The sequence below is a fragment of the Methylobacterium sp. A49B genome (genome assembly GCF_053346215.1).
The window spans coordinates 110,378-130,074 of sequence record NZ_JBKFBO010000096.1 but is presented as its reverse complement, the minus strand read 5'-3'; the positions used below and the strand labels follow the sequence as shown (position 1 = coordinate 130,074).

Genomic DNA, 19,697 nt, shown 5'->3' with positions numbered 1-19,697 from the left:
GCCGCCGACCGGAGCCTTCGCGGCCTACCGGCGGATCGCCACGCTCAGGACACCCATGTGCTGTGCCGCCCTGCGGGATCGCGGCTCCCCGACAGGGAGCGCCGAGGCTGTTCCTGCTTCCGCGTTCCTCAAGCGGTCCTGTTCCGACGCCTCGGAGCCGGTCGGATCCGGTAGCGCTGCGAGCCCGAGGGCAGGCGGTTCGCGATCGTGTCCTGCCGCTCGCCCCGCAGAACGGCCACGATGTCGTCGCGGACCGGCGGGAAGAGACGGTAGTATTGGTGGCCCTGGAAATCCTGCTGCGTGTCGATGACGTCGCTGACGTCGACGGCGGTCACCTTGTCGCTGATCGGCCCCATGTTTTCCGGGCCATTCACGCCGAGCCGCGGTCCGTTGAACTTGGTCTTGTCACTCAACGTCGACAGGATCCAGTCGCGCGGCGTGTGATAGACGGTGACGCGGTTACCCAGCCTGGGAAGGTAGCGCAGCTCGCGCGGATCCTCGAAGGCGTCCTCGTCCTCGTCTCCGGCGGCGAGAATGATCTGATCGAAGGTGCGTCGCAGACGATTCGGGTCCGGTCCTTCCGTGGGGAGCGCGATGAGCGCCGGAAAGGCCGGCTCCGACGCTGCCGGACCAGGGCCCTCCAGGCTTCGCGCGAATTCGCGCGGTTCGCCCTGCGGGGCTTCGAGGAGAGCCTGCACGGCATGCCGCAAGGCGAAGACGCCCATGCTGTGGCAGAGGAGATGGAGCGGCTGTCGGCACAGGTCGTCGGGTCCGAGCCCATCCAGGAAATCGTAGAGGATCCGCAGCGTCCGCGCGATCGCCACGCCGGAGGCGCGGGCCGTGGCGCGGTCGTGGAAATAGTCCCGGTAGGGCAACGGGGTCGGCAGGGCCGACCCGATCGACGGCCACGTGAACGAGAACACGTTCGCGTCGATGCCGTAGAAGTCCACGATCCAGGCGGCTCGCTCGATGGCATCCCTGAACGTGTTCGAGAAGCCGTGGATGTGGATGAGGGTCGCGCGGCCACCGGTCTTCATATCGTCGCGCAGCTGGTCGAAAATCGTACGGCTGCCGCGTTGGATATTCGGTCCGATGAGCTGCTCGGGCGCGACCTGAAGCGAACCGGGGACGAAAGTGGCGCCGGTGCCGACGATGCGCGCCTGTGCGCTGCCGAACCGCACCGCGGTGCCGTCGATCGGGCCGAGCTCCGAGCCGAAATCCGTGATCTGCGTGCCGCTCGGATCGGTCAACGGCACGCGGTTCGTCGCAAAGTAGACCGTGACCGTCCGTGCCATCTGCCAAGTCCTCCCATCCGGGACGCAGGTGGAAAGCCTCTCGATCACGATCTGCGAGGGTGTCCCTCAGCACCGGCGTCCACGACGCCGCGCGGAGCGGGACGAGCGCGGCCCCTTCATCGAGGAACTCGGATAGGCTGGCCGCCTCACCGCCTGGACCCGAGCGTCCGGATCGCACACTTCACTGCTCTGCGAGTCGATTTGATACTCTGTACCGCTAACAATCATGGCGTCAATTCGCGGCCATGATTGGCAATTTATAGCTTAAACAATGGATTTACATTGCAAATGCAATCATCGCTATGTGTATTCAAGCGGTGATCCTGGCGCCGACGCCCCGCGCGACCGTGCACGTGGCCGTGCCGCCCGCGAGCGGCCGCGAGCCGGCACATCATCCGCGACGCTGAGGATCGCAGTCGGTGGCGAGATTGAGGGTCACGGTGCAGAGGAGCGTCCCGCGCTCGTCGCGGACGTATGCCGTGAAGGCGCGCTGGCCATCTTCGGGCGGCGGTTCGCGGCCGATGTCCGGAAGGGCCGCGATCGCCGCGTTCCGTGCGGCCAGGAGATCCTGATAGTGGGCTCCCTCGTCGTCCCGCAGGCACACCTGACCATCCTCGTAGTCGATAAAATAGCGAGGCATCACGGTGCGCGGGCTGGTTGACGCTGACGGTTCCGCACGGAGAAACCGTGCGAACGCAAAAAGTTGCATGGATTAAGGCGCGCAGAATGCGTGCGCGGCCAAGCTGATGAAAGTCACGGACCTTTCCGGCTTCGGGGCAGTATTGACCAGACAGCGGCGCAAGCGTTGCGGTATGGTCGTTCTCAGGCCGAACAGGACCGACCCGCCAACGCCCCATGATCCCCGACGTCGATTCGCTCCTCAGCGGCAATCTGCTCCTCAGCGCCCTGCGCATACCCGATCTCGCCCTGCTCAAGCCTCACCTCGAACTGCGGGACTACGCCCGCGGTGAAGCGCTGTTCGAGGCCGGTGAGGACGTCGGCTTCATCTCCTTCCCGCTCGGACAGTGTGTCGCCGCCCTGGTGATCGGACTGCAGGATGGCCGCGCGGTGGAGACTGCCACGGTGGGGCGCGAGGGCGCGATCGGCGGCGTGGTGAGTCAGGGATCGCTGCCGGCTTTCAGCCGGGCTGTCGTGCAGGTGCCCGGCTCCGTGCTGCGCATCGAGGCCGCCGTGCTGCAGCAGATCAAGCAGACCTCGCCGGGGCTGCGCAACCTGATGACCCGCTACTCCGACTGCCTGCTCGCCCAGGTTCTTCAGTCGGTTGCCTGCAATGCCAGCCACACCATCGAGGCCCGCTGCGCGCGTTGGCTGCTGAGCCTGCAGGACCGCCTGGACACCGATGTGCTCCCGATCACCCACGAGGTGCTGGCAGAGTTGCTGGGTGTGCAGCGCTCCTACCTGTCGCGCGCGCTGCGGACCCTTCAGCAGCAGGGACTGATCCAAGTGCGGCGTGGGCGGATCATCATCGTCGGCCGGCGCGCTGTGGAAGAGGCCGCCTGCGAGTGCCACGGTGCGGTCAAGCGGCATTTCGAAGTCGTTCTGGGCGCGGTCTACAGCCCGAGCGGGGCGCTCGTGTCCCTCCGCAAGGTGCCAAACGATGACGGTCCGATGTATCAGGCAGTCTGAACACGCGCGGCGCGACGAACACCTCCTCATGCTTGCTTGCCGGAATGGTCGAAGACTCTGACATGTGGTCCGACGGGACCGGACAGGACTTTGACGATCTCCTCCGTCTGGCGGCCGGACTGTGCAAGGTCGCGCGCGCCCTCATCTGCCTGCAGGCCGGCGAGCGCCTGCTCCTCCGCGCCAGCTACAGTGCGGCCGCGGGCAGTGCCGCGCCGGTGCCGTCCATCCGCGACGGGGCGGGCGTTCCGTTGGATCTGACGGTCGTGGCCGACCTGCGGACAGCGCCGGAACGGGACCGGCTGCCGGTCGTGCTCGACGGACCCGAGCGGTTCTGCGTGGCGGTGCCGCTGCATGCGGGTCCGGGTCACGCTCTGGGCGTGATCATCCTGCTGGACGATGCTCCGCGCCCTGGCGGCCTTACCGAGGCGGAGCAGGCCTGCCTCCGCGGCCTTGCGCGGCAGGGGGTGCGCACTCTCGAGAGCCGGCATGCCGCGCAGGAACAGCGGAGCCAGCAGATCCTGCATCAGCGGATTCTCGACAGCGTGACCGACTCCGCCATCATCGCGGTAGACCGGCAGGGCCGGGTGACCCGCTGGAACATCGGCGCCGAGCGGATTCTGGGCTGGCGCGAGAAGGCGATGCTGGGCCAGTCCGCGCACGTGCTCTTCACGCCCGAGGATCGAGCCGGCGGCCGGCCGGAGATCGAGATGGCGCTGGCGCTGAAGACCGGCCGCGCGACCGACGAGCGGTGGTATCTGCGCAAGACGGGCGAGCGCTTCTTCGCCAGCAGCGAGACGACGCCGCTGACGGATGAGGCCGGCGCCGTACTGGGCTTCCTCAAGATCTTGCGTGACCGCAGCCAGCAGCGTGCCGACGAGGCGGCCTTGCACAAGGTTCAGGACCAGCTGCGCCTGGCCGTGGCGGCCACCGATGTCGGGATCTTCGACTATGACCTCGTCACCGGCCATCTCGGCTGGGACTCGCGGATGTGCGCCCTGTTCGGTCTGCCGCCGGATGCGACGGTCGATTACGAGACCTTCCTGGCCGGCCTGCACCCGGACGACCGCGCCTGGGTCGACGAGGCGGTGAAGGCCGTGCTCGATCCGCGCGGTAACGGCACCTACGACATCGCCTACCGCACCGTCGGGCTGGAGGACGGCGTCGAGCGCTGGGTGGCGGCCAAGGGACAGGTGTTCTTCGCGGAGGGGCGCGCCGTGCGCTTCATCGGGACCGTGCACGACATCACCGCGCGCAAGCGCGCCGAGGAGCACCAGCGGCTGCTGACGGCCGAATTGCAGCACCGGGTCAAGAACACCCTGGCGATGGTCCAGGCGATCGCCAGCCAGACGCTGCGCGGCGCCGCCGACCTCGACGAGGCCCGGGAAGCCTTCGCCGCCCGGCTGATCTCGCTGGGGCGTGCGCACGACATCCTGACTCAGGCGAGCTGGACCGAGGCGCCCATCGCCGACCTCGTGGCCGGCGCGCTGATGGCGCACTGGGACGCGAGCGGCGCGCGTATCCGCACCGGCGGCCCGAATGTGCTGTTGGCGGCCAAGCCCGCCCTGTCGCTGGCCCTCGCGCTGCATGAGCTGGCGACCAACGCGGCCAAGTACGGAGCCCTGTCGACGGAGGGCGGCTTCATCGATCTCCGCTGGCGCGTGACGGACGAGGACACGGTGCCCCGGTTCTGCCTGACCTGGTCCGAGCACGGAGGGCCGCCGATCCTGACTCCGCCGACCCGGCGCGGTTTCGGCTCGCGCCTCATCGAGCGCAGCTTCGCCGCCGAGGTGCAGGGCGAGGTCGCGATGACCTATGCGCCGACGGGACTGGTCTGCCGGCTCGAAGCGCCTCTGGCCTGGATACAGGAGTAGCGCGCCTGCCCCGGCAGCGCGGACCACGCCCGTGGCGTCCGGCTCAGGCGCGCGGCGCAGCCGTCCCGGAACAATGGCCCGCCGCTGCTGTTCCGTTCCGCAGGCTTCGCCGTTGGCCCGGATCCGTCCGGCGCCGTCGACGGCGCGAGCCATCCCCGGGGCCCGCCACCGCCGAAGGACACGTGACCTGTGCCGCACCCCCGGCAACCCCTGCAATCGACTCCCGAGGCGCGGCAGCCGCTCCAGAGCCTGCGCCGCGGCGATCAGCTGTTCGAGACCGAGCGGCGGCTCAACGCGGTTCTGAACAACGCGTCGGTGTCCATCTTCCTGATGGATGACCGCCAGCATTGCATCTACATGAACCGCGCCGCCGAGCAGCTGACGGGCTGGACTTTGCAGGAGGTGCTGGCGCGCGCCTGCCCGCTGCACGACATCGTCCACCACACCTATCCGGACGGGCGGCCGTTCCCGCTGGAGGAATGCGCCATCGATCGCGCGTTCCCGGAGAACAACCAGGAGCGCGGCGAAGAGGTGTTCGTCCACAAGGACGGGCACTTCTTCCCCGTGGCGTTCACCGCCAGCCCGATCCGCGACGATGCCGCCAACATCATCGGGACGATCATCGAGGTTCGCGATATCAGCGCCGAGAAGGCGGCGGCCGAGCGGCAGCGCCTGCTGATCAATGAGTTGAACCACCGGGTGAAGAACACCCTCGCCACGGTCCAGGCGCTCGCAGGCCAGAGCTTCAAGGGGGCCGACGCCGCGCGCCTGGGCATCTTCAACGCCCGCATGGGGGCCCTGTCGAACGCCCACAACCTGCTCACCGAGGACAACTGGCAGAGCGCCAGCCTGCGGGGCGTCGTGGAGCGGGCCCTCGCGCCGCACCTGCAGACGACGGCCGACGGCCATCGGTTCCGGTTGGACGGGCCGGACGGGCGTTTGCATCCAAAGGTCGCCGTGACGCTGGCGATGGCCCTTCACGAGCTGATGACCAACGCGACGAAGTACGGCGCGCTCTCCAGCCCCGACGGGCAGGTCGGCGTGGCCTGGGCGCTGCAACCGGACAAGACCGGACTGCAGCGGCTGGAGATGGTCTGGGAGGAACGCGGCGGACCCAGGGTCGCGCCGCCGACGCGCAAGGGGTTCGGCTCACGCCTGATCGAGCGGCAATTGCCGATGGAGTTCGATGGGCAGGCCACCATCACCTACGAACCCGAGGGCGTCGTGTGCCGTCTGCACATTCCGCTGACAGCTCTTGGCTGGCACGGCCAGGAGACGGTCGAAACCGGGTCGGTGCGATGAGCGTGCTTGACGGTCGGCGGGTGCTCCTCGTCGAGGACGAAAGCTTGGTGGCCATGATGGCCGAGGACATGCTGATCGATCTCGGCTGCGATGTCGTCGTCGCCATGCGCCTCGATCAGGCGCTGGCCTACCTGGATTCCAGCGCCTTCGATCTGGCCATTCTCGACGTGAATCTCGGCGCTGCGCGCAGCTACCCCGTGGCCGACGCGCTGTTCGCGCTGGCCGTGCCGTTCGTGTTCGCGACCGGCTACGGCCTGGAGGGTCTCGAGCCGACCTATCGCGGCGTTCCCGTGCTGCAGAAGCCCTATCAGCACGTGCAAATGAAGCAGTTGCTGGAGCATCTGATCGCGTGCGGGGCGCCCAGCCGACAGGCTTCGTCGGGGGCCGTCGGGTTCCCATGCGCGTGCCGATCGGGCGTGGGCGGCGCATTCCGTTCCCCGCGCCTCGGCTCCTGAACCGCAGGGTCCGGACGGCCTGCCGGATGTCCAGACAGCGTGCTCCGCCCGGTCCGCCTTCGCTCACGACGGCGTCCGGCCCGCGTGACGCGGGGAGGGGCCGCGGACCGGATGCTGCGGCGGAGGTGGAAGCGCGCGGCCGGGACGATCGTCACAGGTCGCAGCCGCCCGGCCGCACCAGCCGTCCGTCCGTGACGCGCGTCGTGAACCCGCGCGCGTCGAAATACGTCAGCAGCGGCAGCGTCATGTTCCGGCTGATCCCGGTTGCCTCGCGGAAGCGGCCGACCGTGAGCAGTGCCTGCGGATGCGCGGCCGCGACCGTGCGCGCCCTGTCGGCCAATTCCGCAAGGACTGCCGGCAGGACGTAGTAATGTCCGGACACGCGCCGCAGCCAGCCGAGTCGACCGAACTTGTCGAGGGAGGGGCGCAGCGCCTCCGGCGCGCGGTCGACGCGCGCCGCGAGATCGGCCAGCCGGGGCTGATCGAGACCGGCCTCCTCCAGCACGGTCCGGACGACGTCGTAGAGGGCGGCCTCGCGCGGCGCGAGGCGGACGACGTGGTCGGGACGGTGGAAGTGGGGGCCGGTCCGGGCGATGTGCTGCCCCCCGAGCGACCGGTCGAGGGCCACGCGCAGGGCCGGGCGTTCCGCCGGGGCCAGGCGCTCGCCGATCTCCTCGACCGTCAGGCCCGGGTTGTCCGGTTCCGAGCGGTGCGTGGCGTCGAGGATCGCCGCGACCGACGCGCCGAGCGCGACGATCCGCGCGCCGGCGAAGCCCCGGCGGCCCCCCGCCTCCGTGACGAGGTCGAGCGTGCCCGAGAGGGCGCTCATCTCCGCTCTCGGGATGTTGCGGGTGCGGGCGAAGCGGTCGAGGTCGGCTCCCACCTCGCTGAGGTCGAGAAGAGCGGCGAGCGCGGCGCCGTGGTCCGTCGTGTCCAAGGCCGCGACCGCAGCGCGCCGGACCGGCGCCCAGGCGCCCCGGCGCGGCCCGTCGACGTCGATGACCCGGCCGCCGCCGAGCGTGCGGGCGGCGGATGCGTCCCGCAGCACGAAGCGGTCCCCGTGCAGCGCGCCGAGACTGCCGTCGAGGGCGATCTGCGCGTGTGCCGCCGCGCCGGGCTCGACCGTGGTCTCGGGTGGCAGCAGCACACGTCCGGTCAGGGAGGCCGCGCCGAGATGGATGTGGACGGGCGTGCGGTGCCGGAGCGGCCGCGCCTCGCCGGGGAGGACGCGCAGCGACACGTCGAGCCGGCTGGTGGGCCCGTGGAGGTGCGGCGCCAGGATCCAGTCGCCCCGATGGATGCCCGACCGCGACAACCGCGGACCGGTGAGATTGAGGGCACAGCGCTGACCGGCCCGCGCGACGTCACAGGGTTCGTCACCGGCACGCACGCCCCGCACCCGCGCCTCGAACCCGCTCGGACAGACGACAAGGTGATCGCCCGGCCGGACAGCGCCGGAGTGGATCGCTCCGGTGACGACGAGGCCGGCGCCGACGATGGTGAAGCAGCGGTCGACTGCGAGCCGGAAGTCTCCGGCAGCGACCGCATCGGACGGCATGGCCGCCGCCGCCCCCAGTTCCCGGGTCACCTCGGCGAGACCGGCGCCGCTCAAAGCCGAGCAGGCCAGAACGGGGGTTGGGACGGGCGTCGCGGCGAGACCGGTGTCGGCGAGCGCCGCGCGGACCTGCGCTTCAACCTCGGACAGGCGGCGCGCATCGACCCGGTCGCTCTTGGTGATGGCCACGAGGCTCCGGCGCAGGCCGAGCAGGTCGAGGATCGCGATGTGCTCGCGGGTCTGGGGCATCACGCCGTCGTCGGCCGCGACGACGATCAGGGCGAAGTCCACGCCCGTGGCGCCGGCCACCATGGTGCGCACCAGGCGCTCGTGGCCCGGCACGTCCACGAAGCCGACCGTGCTGGTGCCGAGACGCGTGTAGGCGAAGCCCAGATCGACGGTGATGCCGCGCGCCTTCTCCTCCGGCAGGCGGTCGGCGTCGATCCCGGTGAGCGCCTTCACCAGAGCGGTCTTGCCGTGATCGATATGGCCGGCTGTGGCGACGATCACGCGAAGCGCATTCCGGTCGTTTTCGCTCTCACGGGGTTGGCGGCGCGGGGGATGCCCCGCGCCGCTTGCCGCCTCAACCCCTGATCCGGGTCTCGGCGAGTTCCGACATGCAGGTGTCGTAAGGTGTGAACGCGACCCGGTCCGACACGGCGAACAGCGTGTAGGGCGAATACAGGAACAGGGCCTTGGCCTTTTCCTGCAGGTAGCGCTCGACCTCGAGCACCACGCCCTCCGTCTCGGCCTCCGGCGTGTGCAGGAGCTTCTCGTAGAGGGCATCGAACTCCGGATCCTCCGGACCCTGGCGCAGGGTCGCGTCCTTTCCGAAGAACTCGCGGTGCACACAGGCCACCGGGTATTGCGGCGTCCAGTCGAAGTACCATTCGAGCTTGACGTCGAAATCCTCCGGCGGCTCCTCCTTGGCGCTGACGAACCGGCAGCCGAGGCCGACCTTCGCGAGGCACTGGCCGATCGCCTGGATCACGCCCTTCCAGGCCGGCGAGGCGACGAACACGAGTTCCCGCCCGCCGATCCCCGCCGCCGCGAGCGCCCGCTTGGCGGCCTCGGGATCATGCGGGAAGGGCGCCAGCGTCGGGTCCGCGCCGTAGCGGCCGGGCTGGATGAAGGCCGGGATGATCGTGCCGTAGCCGTGCGCACCCTGTTCGAGCACGAACTGCCGGTCGATGGCGAGGTTGAGGGCTCTGCGCGCCTCCGGGTTGCGCCAGGGCGAGTCCGGACGGTTCTCGTTGAAGACGCCCGTGAGGATCGTCTTCGCCTTCTTCGTCTGGATCCTGCCATGTGCGCTCGCCGGAAAGGCCCTGGCCTCGTCCGGTGTCAGGTCGAACACCACGTCGACGCGGCCGTCGCCGGCGGCCACCGACCTGATGCCCTCGTCCTTGCCGATCACGTTGTCGTAGACGATCCGGACCGTCGGCTTTCGATCGGGATTCCAGTAGGTCGCGTTGGGCTCCATGACCACGCGGTCGGAGCGCGAGTCGATCAGCGATACGCCTTCGGTAAGCACGAACGGGCCAGTCCCCCACGGACCAGGCGCGTCGATCACTCACCAATGGCCTTCGGCCGATCCCGTCTTGGGGTCGATGAAGCCCCACTCGTTCCAGAAGCGGGTCGAAGGCAGATGCATGCCCCGCAGCTTCATGAGCGCCGCTGAATCGCCTCCGGGGAAGCGCATGCGGACGGTTCGGTCGTCCACCGCCTCGCAGGTGACGTCCCGGGCGAAGTTCAGGAAGGCGCCCGGCGGATGCGGGTTGGTCCATTCCTGGACCTTGTCGAAGCCGAGCTTGAACATGGCGGCGTTGAACGGCTCGCCGTCCTGATAGACGGCGGCGCGCATCTTCAGCTCGAGCGTCTCGCCGTCGAGCCAGCGCCAGGATTCCGCGAGGCTCGGCTGACCGAGGCCGTCATGGTCGACGCGATTGGCCTCCTCCATGGTATTCCACGTGATGGAGAGCCAGTTCACCGGCGACGGATCGACCACCGTCACCGTGTTGTGGGATCCCCAGGGCGGCCCGCCTCCTGGATCACCGGTCGCATGGGCTGTCATGCGCATTCCTCCTGTGCTGACCCGTGCATGGCGTGCAGGGCCGGCCGCCCGCACGGCGGCCGGATCAACAAGGTAGTGCGCAAGCGCCTTGTCCTCAATCGAGTTCGATGCATCCGCGCGCCCGGACATTGGTGGAAGGCCGGCGCGACGGAAACCTGATGGATCGGCCGCGCGTCGGCCAAGCCGCAATCGTGCGTGGCTCGGCGCGCGACTTGTCCGCGTCAGCGCTGGAGGCGGAGGACGTTCGTGGGCGAGGACATCGCGCGCTTCAGGACCTGCACGGGCGCCGGCCGACCGAGGTGATAGCCCTGCAGCAGGTCGACATCCTGCTCGATGCAGATGTCCCGCTGCTTATCGTTCTCGATGCCCTCCACGATGATCGAGCATCCGGTGCTGCGCACCAGCTCGATGATGCTCCTGAAGATCTCGGCGCCTCGCGGGGTGATGGCAGCGTGAAGGAAGGACCGATCGATCTTCACGAAGTCGAATTCGATCTCTCTGAGGCAGGACAATCCGGCGAAGCCGGTGCCGAAGTCGTCGAGCCACAGCTCGACGCCGAGGGCTCGGAGTTCCCGGATCGTCCGGAGGACCTCGGGCTCGTTCTCGATCTGGCTGCTCTCCGTGATCTCGATGGCGAGCCGCGACGGGGCCACGCCGACCTCGCCCAGGATCTGCGCGACCATCAGGGCGAAGCCCGGCGCCTTCAGCTGAATCGGCGAGACGTTGACGCTGACGAGCGGGACCACGTTTTCGGCGAGGAGGTCCCGGCACGCTGTCCGGATCGCCCAGAAGCCGAGCTTCCCGATGATGCCCATCCGCTCGGCCAGCGGGATGAAGACCGCGGGCGAGACCACCTTGCCCCCCGGGGTCGCCAGTCGCATCAGCGCCTCGGCGCCGACAATGGTGCCGGACACGGCCTCGATCACCGGCTGATAGACCAAGGACACCAGGTCGCGGCTCTGCGCGGTCCGGAGCAGGTCCGCGAGGCTCTCGTCGCTGTCCAGCCGGTCCGCTTCGTCCTGGTCGAACACCCGGACGCAGTTGCGGTCGCTCCTCTTCGCTTCGTAGAGGGCGCGGTCGGCGCCGGTGATCAGGCTCTCGACCCGGGTTCCCGGTATATCCTGCGAGAAGGCGGCCCCCACGCTGACGGTGACGACGCAGAACTGATCCGGCCGCTGCTCGTGCGCGATCTTCAGGTCCTCCACCGCGCGCCGGAGGTGCTCGGAAATCTGGCGCACCTGCTCGCGGTCGCGCGCCGGCGCGACGACGATGAACTCCTCGCCGCCGAACCGACCGACCATGTGGCCGTCCGGGGCACTGACCTGCGCCATGGCTTCCGCCACCGCCACAAGGCACAGATCGCCCTCCTGGTGCCCGTAGAAGTCGTTGTAGATCTTGAAATAATCGACATCGACGAGGATCACGGCGAAGCTGGTCTGTTGCATCTGCCAGTCCCGCCAATAGGCCCGCAGCTCCTCGTCCACGGCGCGGCGGTTCGCGAGCCCGGTCAGCGCGTCGGTCGTGGACAGGCGGAGCAGGGCCGCGCCGCGCTCGACCGCCTCGTTCTGCCGGATCTCCGCCCGCGCCGAGTTGATGAAGACCAGGTAGCGCTCCTGGTTGAGCCTCCAGTTGACGTAAAGGGTCAGCGTGTACATCGACAGGAACAAGGAAGAGTAGGCAACCACATATTCCAGGCTGACGTAACGGTGCTGCAGCAGATCGACCTGTGAGACGAGCAGGATCGCGCCGGATGATACGGCCGCGACCGTGAAGCGGAACTTGAAGAACACGTTCTGGCCGGTCATGAAGATCACGCCGTAGGCGGCGTAATACGACATGTTGACCTGATGCACGCTCAGATCGGAGATCTGAAGCCATGCGACGTAGGCCAGCACCGTCGCGGACGCGCAATGCGCCTCGATGAGGAGGGACCGGGCGCCGCGCCTGAACAGGCCCTCCGTCCCCAGCACGAACAGCAAGGCGATGGCCAGCCGCGCGATGAGGTTGGGCACGAAGACGTCGCGGACGAGCACGAAGTCGGTCACCGCGAAGATGACGTAGACCAGCCCGGCGACATGCGCGGCGATGCGCGCGCTGCGGCGGCGCCAGCTCTCCCGATCGGCCTCGTAGAGCTGCCGCACCGTCGAGCCCGTGCGCGCGTACCACGGCCGGCTCAGCTCCTTGTCGAGCAATTCGCTAAGACCCGGCACCATCGTCGTTTCTATCCGTCCCTCGGCTGCAATCATCCTGTCCTGGACCGCAGAACCCCCCGGCCGAACCCGACTGAATGTAGAGTAACGTCAGCGGAATAATCGGACGTTGCGCTTCACACATTCTTTGCGGGCTATGGCTTCCGGATCATTGCCCGCGTAGCCCGGTCGCAAGCTTCGATTAAGTCGGGGCGTCGGACACGGGCCGGTCGTCCGACAAGACCGATCAGGGACGACCCGGACCGTATTCTCACGAGATGTGTCCGGGCCCAGGTCCTGCCTCCGGAGGCAGATCGGAAGCATGTCGCGGATCCGCCGGTCGAAAATTACTGATTGCATCCCGGCAAATGTCGGACTCGCCGGGTCTAAGCAGTTTTCCGAAATTCTACCTAGGCTGCCTCCGATCAGACGATCCGTATTGGCCGTACTAGAAATTTGAAGTCTTTAATTTCCTGACGATCGGTGTCGTTGTTAGGCGAAACATATCGTCGTCTCGATGGAATATAACATTCCTCTGCGCGTCGTGGTGCCAGAAATTTCTAAGGAATATCACGTTCGACCGCGCCAGATACGCGGGTCAGTGTAGCTTGAGTGTTGGCATTGAGCTTCGAGAATTCTGGGGATTTTTCTACAAAATGGCTTCTTAACTGCCGATGTGCTTGTTAATAAATTGGTAGGGTTAACGCGTCGTGGACGCGGCCGAGGACCACATGGATCGGTTGAAGGCCATCTTGGCTGAAGCGCAGACGCGACTTGCCGTCGATCCCAGCACGCGGACCGTGGACTGGCTCGCGCTGGAACTGGGCGCGACCTTCGACGAGGCCGTCGTCGAGGGGCAGTTGCCGGATTTCCAGAAGCTCTGCCGCTCGCACCCCTTGGCCGAGACGTTCCTGCTCGATCCCTACGCCCGGCGCGCCTTCGAGAAGCCGCGCGGCTATGCCGGCGACGCGGTCATGCTGGATTACATCTACCGGCCCGACCAATCGTCCCTCGACGGCCTCGCCGGGATCCTTCACGCGGCGACGACGACCCTGCCCAACGCGAAGAGCATCCTGTGGCGTCAGGATTACCTGGCGACGCTCATCGAGAACAGCATGCGCCGGTGCGACAATCCGGAGATCCTGTCGGTGGCATCGGGCCATATGCGCGAACTTGATCGGCTGCGCGCCTTGACCAACCAGACGAACGCATCGTTCACTGCGCTCGACACCGACGCGGCCTCCCTCTCCGAGGTGAAATCCGCCTATCCCGAATACAACATCGCGACTTGCGTGGGGAATTGCCTTTCTCTGCCGCGCCTGAAGCGTATTCGAAGCCAGTACGACCTCATATACTCCGCAGGATTATTTGATTACCTGCAGGACGCGACCGCCATCAAGATCATCGCCGCGATGGTGAAGCGGCTGAAGCCCGGCGGCATCGTGTCGATCGGCAATTTCTCGCGCGACAGCCACGGCCGCGGCTTCATGGCCGGCTTCCTCGATTGGTGCCTGATCTACCGCGACGAGAACGATCTTCGAGCGCTCGCAGATGCCGCGTGCCCGAAGGCGCCGATCCGCATCTTCCGCGATCAGCCCGGCAACGTGGTCTATCTGGAGGTTTTCGCCGAGCGATGACCGGCGGACAGGTCCGGTCGCGTTCGAGCCACCTGACCGCCCCGCGAGCGCGGCGGTCAGGTGTAGTAATCCGGCCGATCGATATCCGAGAGGAGGTCTCTTTCCCGCGGTTGCCAGTCGAGCGCGGCGCGCGTCCGCGCGGCTGAGACCGGCCCGTTGCCGGCCACCCACATCGACAAGCCGCCGAACTGCGCCTCCGCCGCCTCTGGCGTGAGAGACACCGCCCGAACGCCGACCTGCCGGCCGATCGCCTCGGCAATCAACCGATAGGGCACGCCGTCGTCCGCGACCGCGTGGTAGGCCTCGCCCCGCGCGCCGCGTTCGAGGGCGAGGCGGAAAACGCGTGCTGCGTCCAGACGATGCACGGATGGCCACAGGTTCTGCCCGTCGCCAACATAGGCGGAACAGCCCGTCGCGCGCGCCACGGCCGCAAGCATCGGGATGAACCCGTGCCGCTCCCCGAGCCCGTGTACGGAGCGCGGCAGACGGACGACGGAGGCGCGCAAGTCGCGTTCGGCAAGCGCGAAGGTGGTCTGCTCCGTCGCGCGGGGAAAGGCGGCGTCGACCGGCGGCCGCGCGTCCTCCAGGAAGATCTCCCCGCGGGGCAGAAGCAGGAAACCGCTGACCGAAACGATGGGCCGGTCCGTACCCGCGAAGGTTTCCCCGAAGGTCTCGATCGCCCGACGATCGGCCTCGGCCATCGTGTCGATCTGCGCGAGGCCGAGGCCGAAGGCTAGGTGGATGACGCCGTCGGCCGTTTCGGCCCCCGCCCGGAGCACGGCCAGATCCTCGATTGCGCCAATCAGCGGTCTGCCGCCCGAAGCAGCGTAAGCCTCGGCCTTCTCCTGCGAGCGCACGAGACCGATGACGGAATGGCCCGCCGCCAGCAAGTCTCGGGTGACGGCCGAGCCGACCCAGCCATTCGCTCCTGTCAGAAACACGCGCATGCTAGGTCCTCGTCGTGGCCGACGGCGCACCCTCCGGGTGCCCGCGTCAGTCACTGACATAGCCGATGTGTCAGTGACTGACAACAGGAGTGCAGGGTCGTGGATCGCTCGGATGATGATGTACGGGCCCGTCTCCGGCGGGCGGCCATGGATCTCTTCACGGAGCGCGGGTACGAGCGGACCACGGCCGCCGAGATCGCCGCCCGCGTCGGCGTGACGGAGCGGACCTTCTTCCGGTATTTTCCTGACAAGCGGGAGGTGCTGTTCGACGGCGAGGCCGTGTTGCGGACTGCCCTGACGGCCGCCATCGCCAAGGCCCCCGTTTCGCTTGGGCCCCTGGCGGCGCTGTTCTGGTCATTCCGGTCGATCGAACCGCTGCTTGAGGGCAACCGGCCCTATTCCAAGCCGCGGCATGAGATCATCGCTCGCACGCCCGCCCTCTACGAGCGCGAGCTGGCCAAGACGGCCGCGTTGACGGCCGCGCTCGCCGAGGCGCTGCGGGAGCGCGGCGTCGCGGAACTGCGGGCGGCGCTGGCGGCCCGGATAGGTATGGCGGCCTTCGTGCACGCGGTCATCTGCTGGCTCGACGATCCGGCGCCGACCCTCACCGAACGCCTTGAGCGCACTTTCACGGAGGCGATCGCACTACTGGCGGAGGCCGAGAGCTGAGCCGCGGCTCCAGGTTCGGCGTATCGGCAGGACGTCGGAAGCGCCGGTCAGCCCTTGGCCGGCTCGCAGTTCGGCCTTCCGACGAACCGGCGATCGGGCGGGGTGGCGAGATCGCGTCGGCGTCAGGAGGCTGCCCGCAGGGTGATCCGCGTCAGTTCGTACGGGCGCCCGAGCCGGAGGGCGAAGCCGGGCCAGAGCCCGGTGCCGTTGCTGACGTAGAGCAGCATGCTTCCGACTTGGTATGCACCCGAGACGAAGCCGGCGTTGCCGCGCGCCACCAAACGGTCCAAGCCGCGGATCATGCCGCCGTGGGTATGGCCGGAAAGCTGCAGCGCCACGCCGCGGGCCGCAGCCCACGCAGCATTGGCCGGCTGATGATCCAGCAGCACGATCCGCGCCTCCGCAGGGGCACGCGACAGGGCGGCATCGATGTCGGGTCCCGGGTGTCCCGTGGCGGGCGCCGACCGGTCGGTGACGCCGGCCAGCACCAATGCGGAGTCGTCGCGCCTCAGGACCGTGTGGGCATTGGCCAGAACGCGGATTCCCAAACCCTCGAGGTGGCGCATCCAGGCGTCGTGATCGAAGAAATATTCGTGGTTGCCGGGCACAGCCCAGACACCATCGCGCGCGCGGAGGGTCCGCAACGGCTCGACGTCGTTGCGCCGGGCTTCCAGCGAGCCGTCGATGAAGTCGCCCGTCACGACGATCAGGTCGACCTTCAGGTCGTTGGCGCGCGCCACGACGGCCCGCGCCCAGGCCGCGGGAAACAGGCGGCTGATGTGCAGGTCCGTGAGGTGGAGGATCGTGTAGCCGTCGAAGCCGGGAGGGAGGTCCGCCATCGCGACGGGCACGTCTTTCAACGGCGGCACGCGCATGGCCTGCCGCACGGCGACGGTCGCGAGGCACGCGGCCGCCAGAACGACCGCGAGGCGCCAAGCGGACGGGATCGCCCAACCGCCTCCGGGAATCGCCAGGAAGATCAGGACTGCGAAATCGAGGGCGAGCTGCATGGCCGCCGCAAAGACAATCGCACCGAACGCGCCATTGAACAGGATCACGACCGGTCGCGGGAACTCGGGCGCGAAGACCGATCCTGAAGAGAGGCGGCTCCAGAGATGGTATTGCGACGCGACCAGCAGCAGGGCGGCCATGCCGAGCTTGAGCGCGGGCGGCCACGGCAGGGGCCACACCACCCGCGCGATGACGTAGAGGGCGGGCACGCTGGGGATCAGGCGGATCATGGGCGGCTACATGGACCGGGCCATGACCGAAAGGCAAAGCTTGCGGCTCGGTTGCCCGGCATGCCGGCGATTAGCCAACCTCTCGAAATGCTCGATCTCGGCTCGTTCCGACACCATGGCGAAGGAGACGGGACGCGTTCTCCAGCCGTATCAGGCGCGGGCCAGGGCGGCGTTGAATTCCGCGTCCGGCAGATGCGCGCCCCCCGTGGTCCAGACTACGTGGGTGGCAGACACGTCGTCTGGCAGCGTCACCGTCGTGAGGAACCTGGCGAGGGCGGCGAAGCCGGAGGCCGCGGACGGCTCAAGCCGCATGCCCGCGCCGGTCCAGAGCGCCTTCAGCCAGACGAAGAGGTCCGCGTCGGGCACGGTCACCACCGCGTCGATGAGACCGCCGACGGTCCGGGCGACCAGCATGGAGGCGCTCGCGACGGCGAGGCCATCGGCCGCCGTCCGATTATCGAGCCCGGCTTCATAGACGCTGACCGGACGGTCGAGGCCGGCCGCGAGCTGCACGAGCATGCAGGGCGACGCCACAGGTTCCACGAAGACCGGCCGCACTGCGTCGCCGAAGATCAGCGCCAGGCCGAAGCTCACGCCCCCCGGCGCGCCGCCGACGCCGCAGGGGAGATAGACGTAGAGCGGGTGTGCCGCGTCGACGGCGATCCCGGCCGAAGCGAGTTGGCGCTGCAAGTCGAGCGCCGCCGCGGCGTAGCCGAGGAACAGGTCGACGGAATCCTCGTCGTCGACGAAATGGGCGTCGTCGCGATCCCGGAAGGCGTCGCGCGCCGCGGCCACGGCGAGCCCGTAATCCCCCGGATGCTCGACGACGCGCGCCCCGAGTTGGCGGAGGCGCTCCTTCTTCCAGGCCTTGGCGTCGTGAGACATGTGCACCTCGACTTGGAAGCCGAGGGCGCGGCCCATCACGCCGACGCTGAAGCCCAGATTGCCGGTGCTGCCGACCGCGACTGTATGCTGGGCGAAGAGATCGCGGAACGCGCCCGACGCGAACGCCGCGTAGGACAGGCCCGGCCGCAGGAGCCCCGCCGCTGCGGCCAGCGTCTCGGCATAGGTCAGGACCTCGTAGACGCCGCCCCGCGCCTTGATGCAGCCGGTGACCGGCAGATCGTGGTCGGCCTTGACCCAGACGGAACCGGCCCCACCCCCGAGTAGGGTCCGGGCGAGATCTGGCCCGATGGACAACAGGGGCGAGTCGATCCGCCCATCCTCCGTACCGTCGAACAGTCGTGCCAGGAGCGGATCGAAGCGTCGCCAGCGTGCCTCCGCACCGCGCATGTCGGCCTCCGAGAACGCCGAGGCGGCCAGCACGGACGCGGCGTCCCGCCGGTGCGGATTGCGCCAGACGACTGGTTCGGCCTGTCGCACGGGTCCGGGGATGACGCCGTTGCCAAGGGTTTCGCGTGGCAGGGCTGTGACGTCCATGGCATCCTCGTAGGCGGTTGTCGGTGGCGCGTGCTCGGTCCTTCCTACGCCCGCTCGGCCGGTCGGTCAGTCCCATCGCGACGGTCCTGCCGCGGATCGCTCGCCTCCGCGTTCCGCGAGCGCCGGTACCGGGCTCAGCGGCTATCCCGCCCGCCGCGGTGCACGACCAGCGGGCCGAAGGCCTGTGTCACTGGCATGAGCTCGATGACGTTGATGTTCACGCGGGCGGGTCGGGTGGCGGCCGAGTATACCGTGTCGGCGACGTCCTCGGGCGTGAGCGCGTCGGCGCCGTGGCAGACGCCCGCCGCCCGGGCGTCGTAGTCGCGGAAACGCACGCTGGAGAACGCGGTGCCACCGACGAGGCCCGGGTCGATCTCGGTGACGCGCGCCCGCCTGCCCATGAAATTGGCGCGCGAGTTGAGGGAGAACGGCCGGACGAACGCCTTCGTGGCCCCGTAGACGTTGCCGCCGGGATAGGGGTAGCTCGCCGCCGTCGATCCGACGTTGACGACGTGGCAGGCGTTGCGCGCGACCATCCGCGGCAGCACCGCGTGGGTCACGTAGATCGAGCCCAAGATGTTGGTGTCGACCATCGCCTCCCAGCCGTCGAGGTCGGCCGCCTGCGCGGGTTCGAGCCCGACTGCAAGGCCGGCATTGTTGACGAGCACGTCGATGGCGGCGAAAGCCGCGGGGAGGGCGGACGTCGCGTCCTTGACCGGCCGCCTGTCCCGGACGTCGAGTCCGAGGGCGTGAATCGTGTGGGGCCCCAGCTCATCGAACAGCGTTTGGAGCCGCTCGCGGCGGCGTTCGGCGGTCGCAACTGGGTCGCTGGCCTGCGCGAAGCGGCGCGCGATCGGGAGGCCGAAACCCGACGTCGCGCCGGTAACGAAAATGCTCCCGCCGGTCTCCTGCGTGCGCCCCGGATGTCCCACGGTGTGCCCGTAGACCGTCAGGCTGCGTCGTCCTTGACGTAGGACGCAAGGCCATTGCCGAAGGACCACTCGTCGCGGGCGTTCGGCGAGAGGACGATCAGGACATCCTCAGGGCGTAGGCCAGGGTTCGCCACGAGGTTATCGGTGATTGCCCGGTAGAGCGCCTTCTTCTGCGACGTGTCCCGCCAGTTCCCGGCGATGATGTTGATGATCGCGATGTCGTCGGTGCGGTGCAGCCCGAGATACTCGGCATCGTAGATCAGCTCGTCTCGAGCGTGCTGGTGGATGAGCTGGAAGCGATCGTCGGCCGGTGCGCTGTAGGCCTCCATCAGGCCGCGATGGACCCCATCGGAGATGGCGCGGATGTGCTCGGGCGACTTGCCCTTGATCAGCGAGATGCGGACGAGGGGCATGAAACTTCTCCTCTGACGTGCAAACCCCACTGC

15 protein-coding genes and 1 pseudogene are annotated in these 19,697 nt (G+C 68.3%); 6 read left to right on the top strand and 10 right to left on the bottom strand.

Features of this window, described 5'->3' with window-relative positions; genetic code table 11:
• Window positions 1-128 precede the first annotated feature (128 nt).
• Together ACLBX9_RS14765 and ACLBX9_RS14760 are read right to left on the bottom strand one after the other, a co-directional pair.
• Entirely contained in the window at window positions 129-1,295 is a 1,167-nt protein-coding gene (locus ACLBX9_RS14765) for an alpha/beta fold hydrolase (protein ID WP_447719458.1), read from the bottom strand.
• A 391-nt stretch (window positions 1,296-1,686) separates the two neighbouring features.
• Window positions 1,687-1,935, bottom strand: coding sequence for a DUF6894 family protein (locus tag ACLBX9_RS14760; protein WP_447719457.1), 249 nt, complete (start codon window positions 1,933-1,935; stop codon window positions 1,687-1,689).
• A gap of 215 nt (window positions 1,936-2,150) precedes the next feature.
• Here ACLBX9_RS14760 and ACLBX9_RS14755 point away from each other — a divergent pair, with 215 nt between their 5' ends.
• The 4 genes from ACLBX9_RS14755 (at window position 2,151) to ACLBX9_RS14740 (ending at window position 6,570) form a co-directional block, all read left to right on the top strand.
• Window positions 2,151-2,942: a Crp/Fnr family transcriptional regulator gene (locus ACLBX9_RS14755; protein ID WP_010682949.1), complete on the top strand. Its 792-nt coding sequence runs from the start codon at window positions 2,151-2,153 to the stop codon at window positions 2,940-2,942.
• A 62-nt stretch (window positions 2,943-3,004) separates the two neighbouring features.
• Entirely contained in the window at window positions 3,005-4,813 is a 1,809-nt protein-coding gene (locus tag ACLBX9_RS14750; protein ID WP_447719456.1) for a sensor histidine kinase, read from the top strand.
• Between the two features lie 189 nt (window positions 4,814-5,002).
• On the top strand, window positions 5,003-6,115 hold the full coding sequence (locus ACLBX9_RS14745; RefSeq protein WP_010682951.1) for a sensor histidine kinase: 1,113 nt from the start codon (window positions 5,003-5,005) through the stop codon (window positions 6,113-6,115).
• A complete protein-coding gene (locus ACLBX9_RS14740) occupies window positions 6,112-6,570 on the top strand; it encodes a response regulator (protein ID WP_051072126.1) in 459 nt (152 codons plus the stop codon). Before ACLBX9_RS14745 ends, ACLBX9_RS14740 begins: the two co-directional genes overlap by 4 nt.
• A gap of 151 nt (window positions 6,571-6,721) precedes the next feature.
• Here ACLBX9_RS14740 and selB read toward each other — a convergent pair whose 3' ends face one another.
• The 3 genes and pseudogenes from selB to ACLBX9_RS14725 form a co-directional block, all read right to left on the bottom strand.
• The gene (selB, locus tag ACLBX9_RS14735) at window positions 6,722-8,635 is read right to left on the bottom strand and encodes a selenocysteine-specific translation elongation factor (protein ID WP_010682953.1); all 1,914 of its coding nucleotides are present in this window, start codon (window positions 8,633-8,635) and stop codon (window positions 6,722-6,724) included.
• Between the two features lie 73 nt (window positions 8,636-8,708).
• Window positions 8,709-10,082, bottom strand: a pseudogene (locus ACLBX9_RS14730) (ABC transporter substrate-binding protein).
• A 335-nt stretch (window positions 10,083-10,417) separates the two neighbouring features.
• Window positions 10,418-12,409, bottom strand: coding sequence for a putative bifunctional diguanylate cyclase/phosphodiesterase (locus ACLBX9_RS14725; RefSeq protein WP_010682956.1), 1,992 nt, complete (start codon window positions 12,407-12,409; stop codon window positions 10,418-10,420).
• Window positions 12,410-13,095: 686 nt separating this feature from the next.
• Between ACLBX9_RS14725 and ACLBX9_RS14720 the strand changes: the two genes are divergently transcribed.
• Window positions 13,096-14,022 carry a methyltransferase domain-containing protein gene (locus ACLBX9_RS14720; protein WP_010682957.1) on the top strand — a complete coding sequence of 309 codons (927 nt, stop codon included), beginning with the start codon at window positions 13,096-13,098 and terminating at the stop codon, window positions 14,020-14,022.
• Between the two features lie 56 nt (window positions 14,023-14,078).
• Here the strand turns inward: ACLBX9_RS14720 and ACLBX9_RS14715 are convergent, their stop codons facing one another.
• Window positions 14,079-14,969, bottom strand: coding sequence for an SDR family oxidoreductase (locus ACLBX9_RS14715; protein WP_447719531.1), 891 nt, complete (start codon window positions 14,967-14,969; stop codon window positions 14,079-14,081).
• A gap of 147 nt (window positions 14,970-15,116) precedes the next feature.
• Between ACLBX9_RS14715 and ACLBX9_RS14710 the strand changes: the two genes are divergently transcribed.
• On the top strand, window positions 15,117-15,638 hold the full coding sequence (locus ACLBX9_RS14710; RefSeq protein ID WP_447719455.1) for a TetR family transcriptional regulator: 522 nt from the start codon (window positions 15,117-15,119) through the stop codon (window positions 15,636-15,638).
• A 122-nt stretch (window positions 15,639-15,760) separates the two neighbouring features.
• On the opposite strand, the gene ACLBX9_RS14705 is transcribed toward ACLBX9_RS14710, so the two are convergent.
• The 4 genes from ACLBX9_RS14705 to ACLBX9_RS14690 form a co-directional block, all read right to left on the bottom strand.
• A complete protein-coding gene (locus tag ACLBX9_RS14705; RefSeq protein WP_447719454.1) occupies window positions 15,761-16,879 on the bottom strand; it encodes a metallophosphoesterase in 1,119 nt (372 codons plus the stop codon).
• 150 nt (window positions 16,880-17,029) lie between these two features.
• Window positions 17,030-18,319, bottom strand: a complete 1,290-nt coding sequence (locus ACLBX9_RS14700; protein WP_447719453.1) for a D-serine ammonia-lyase — start codon at window positions 18,317-18,319, stop codon at window positions 17,030-17,032.
• 134 nt (window positions 18,320-18,453) lie between these two features.
• Window positions 18,454-19,251 carry an SDR family NAD(P)-dependent oxidoreductase gene (locus tag ACLBX9_RS14695; protein WP_447719452.1) on the bottom strand — a complete coding sequence of 266 codons (798 nt, stop codon included), beginning with the start codon at window positions 19,249-19,251 and terminating at the stop codon, window positions 18,454-18,456.
• 17 nt (window positions 19,252-19,268) lie between these two features.
• On the bottom strand, window positions 19,269-19,664 hold the full coding sequence (locus tag ACLBX9_RS14690) for a tautomerase family protein (RefSeq protein ID WP_010682963.1): 396 nt from the start codon (window positions 19,662-19,664) through the stop codon (window positions 19,269-19,271).
• Window positions 19,665-19,697: the final 33 nt, after the last annotated feature.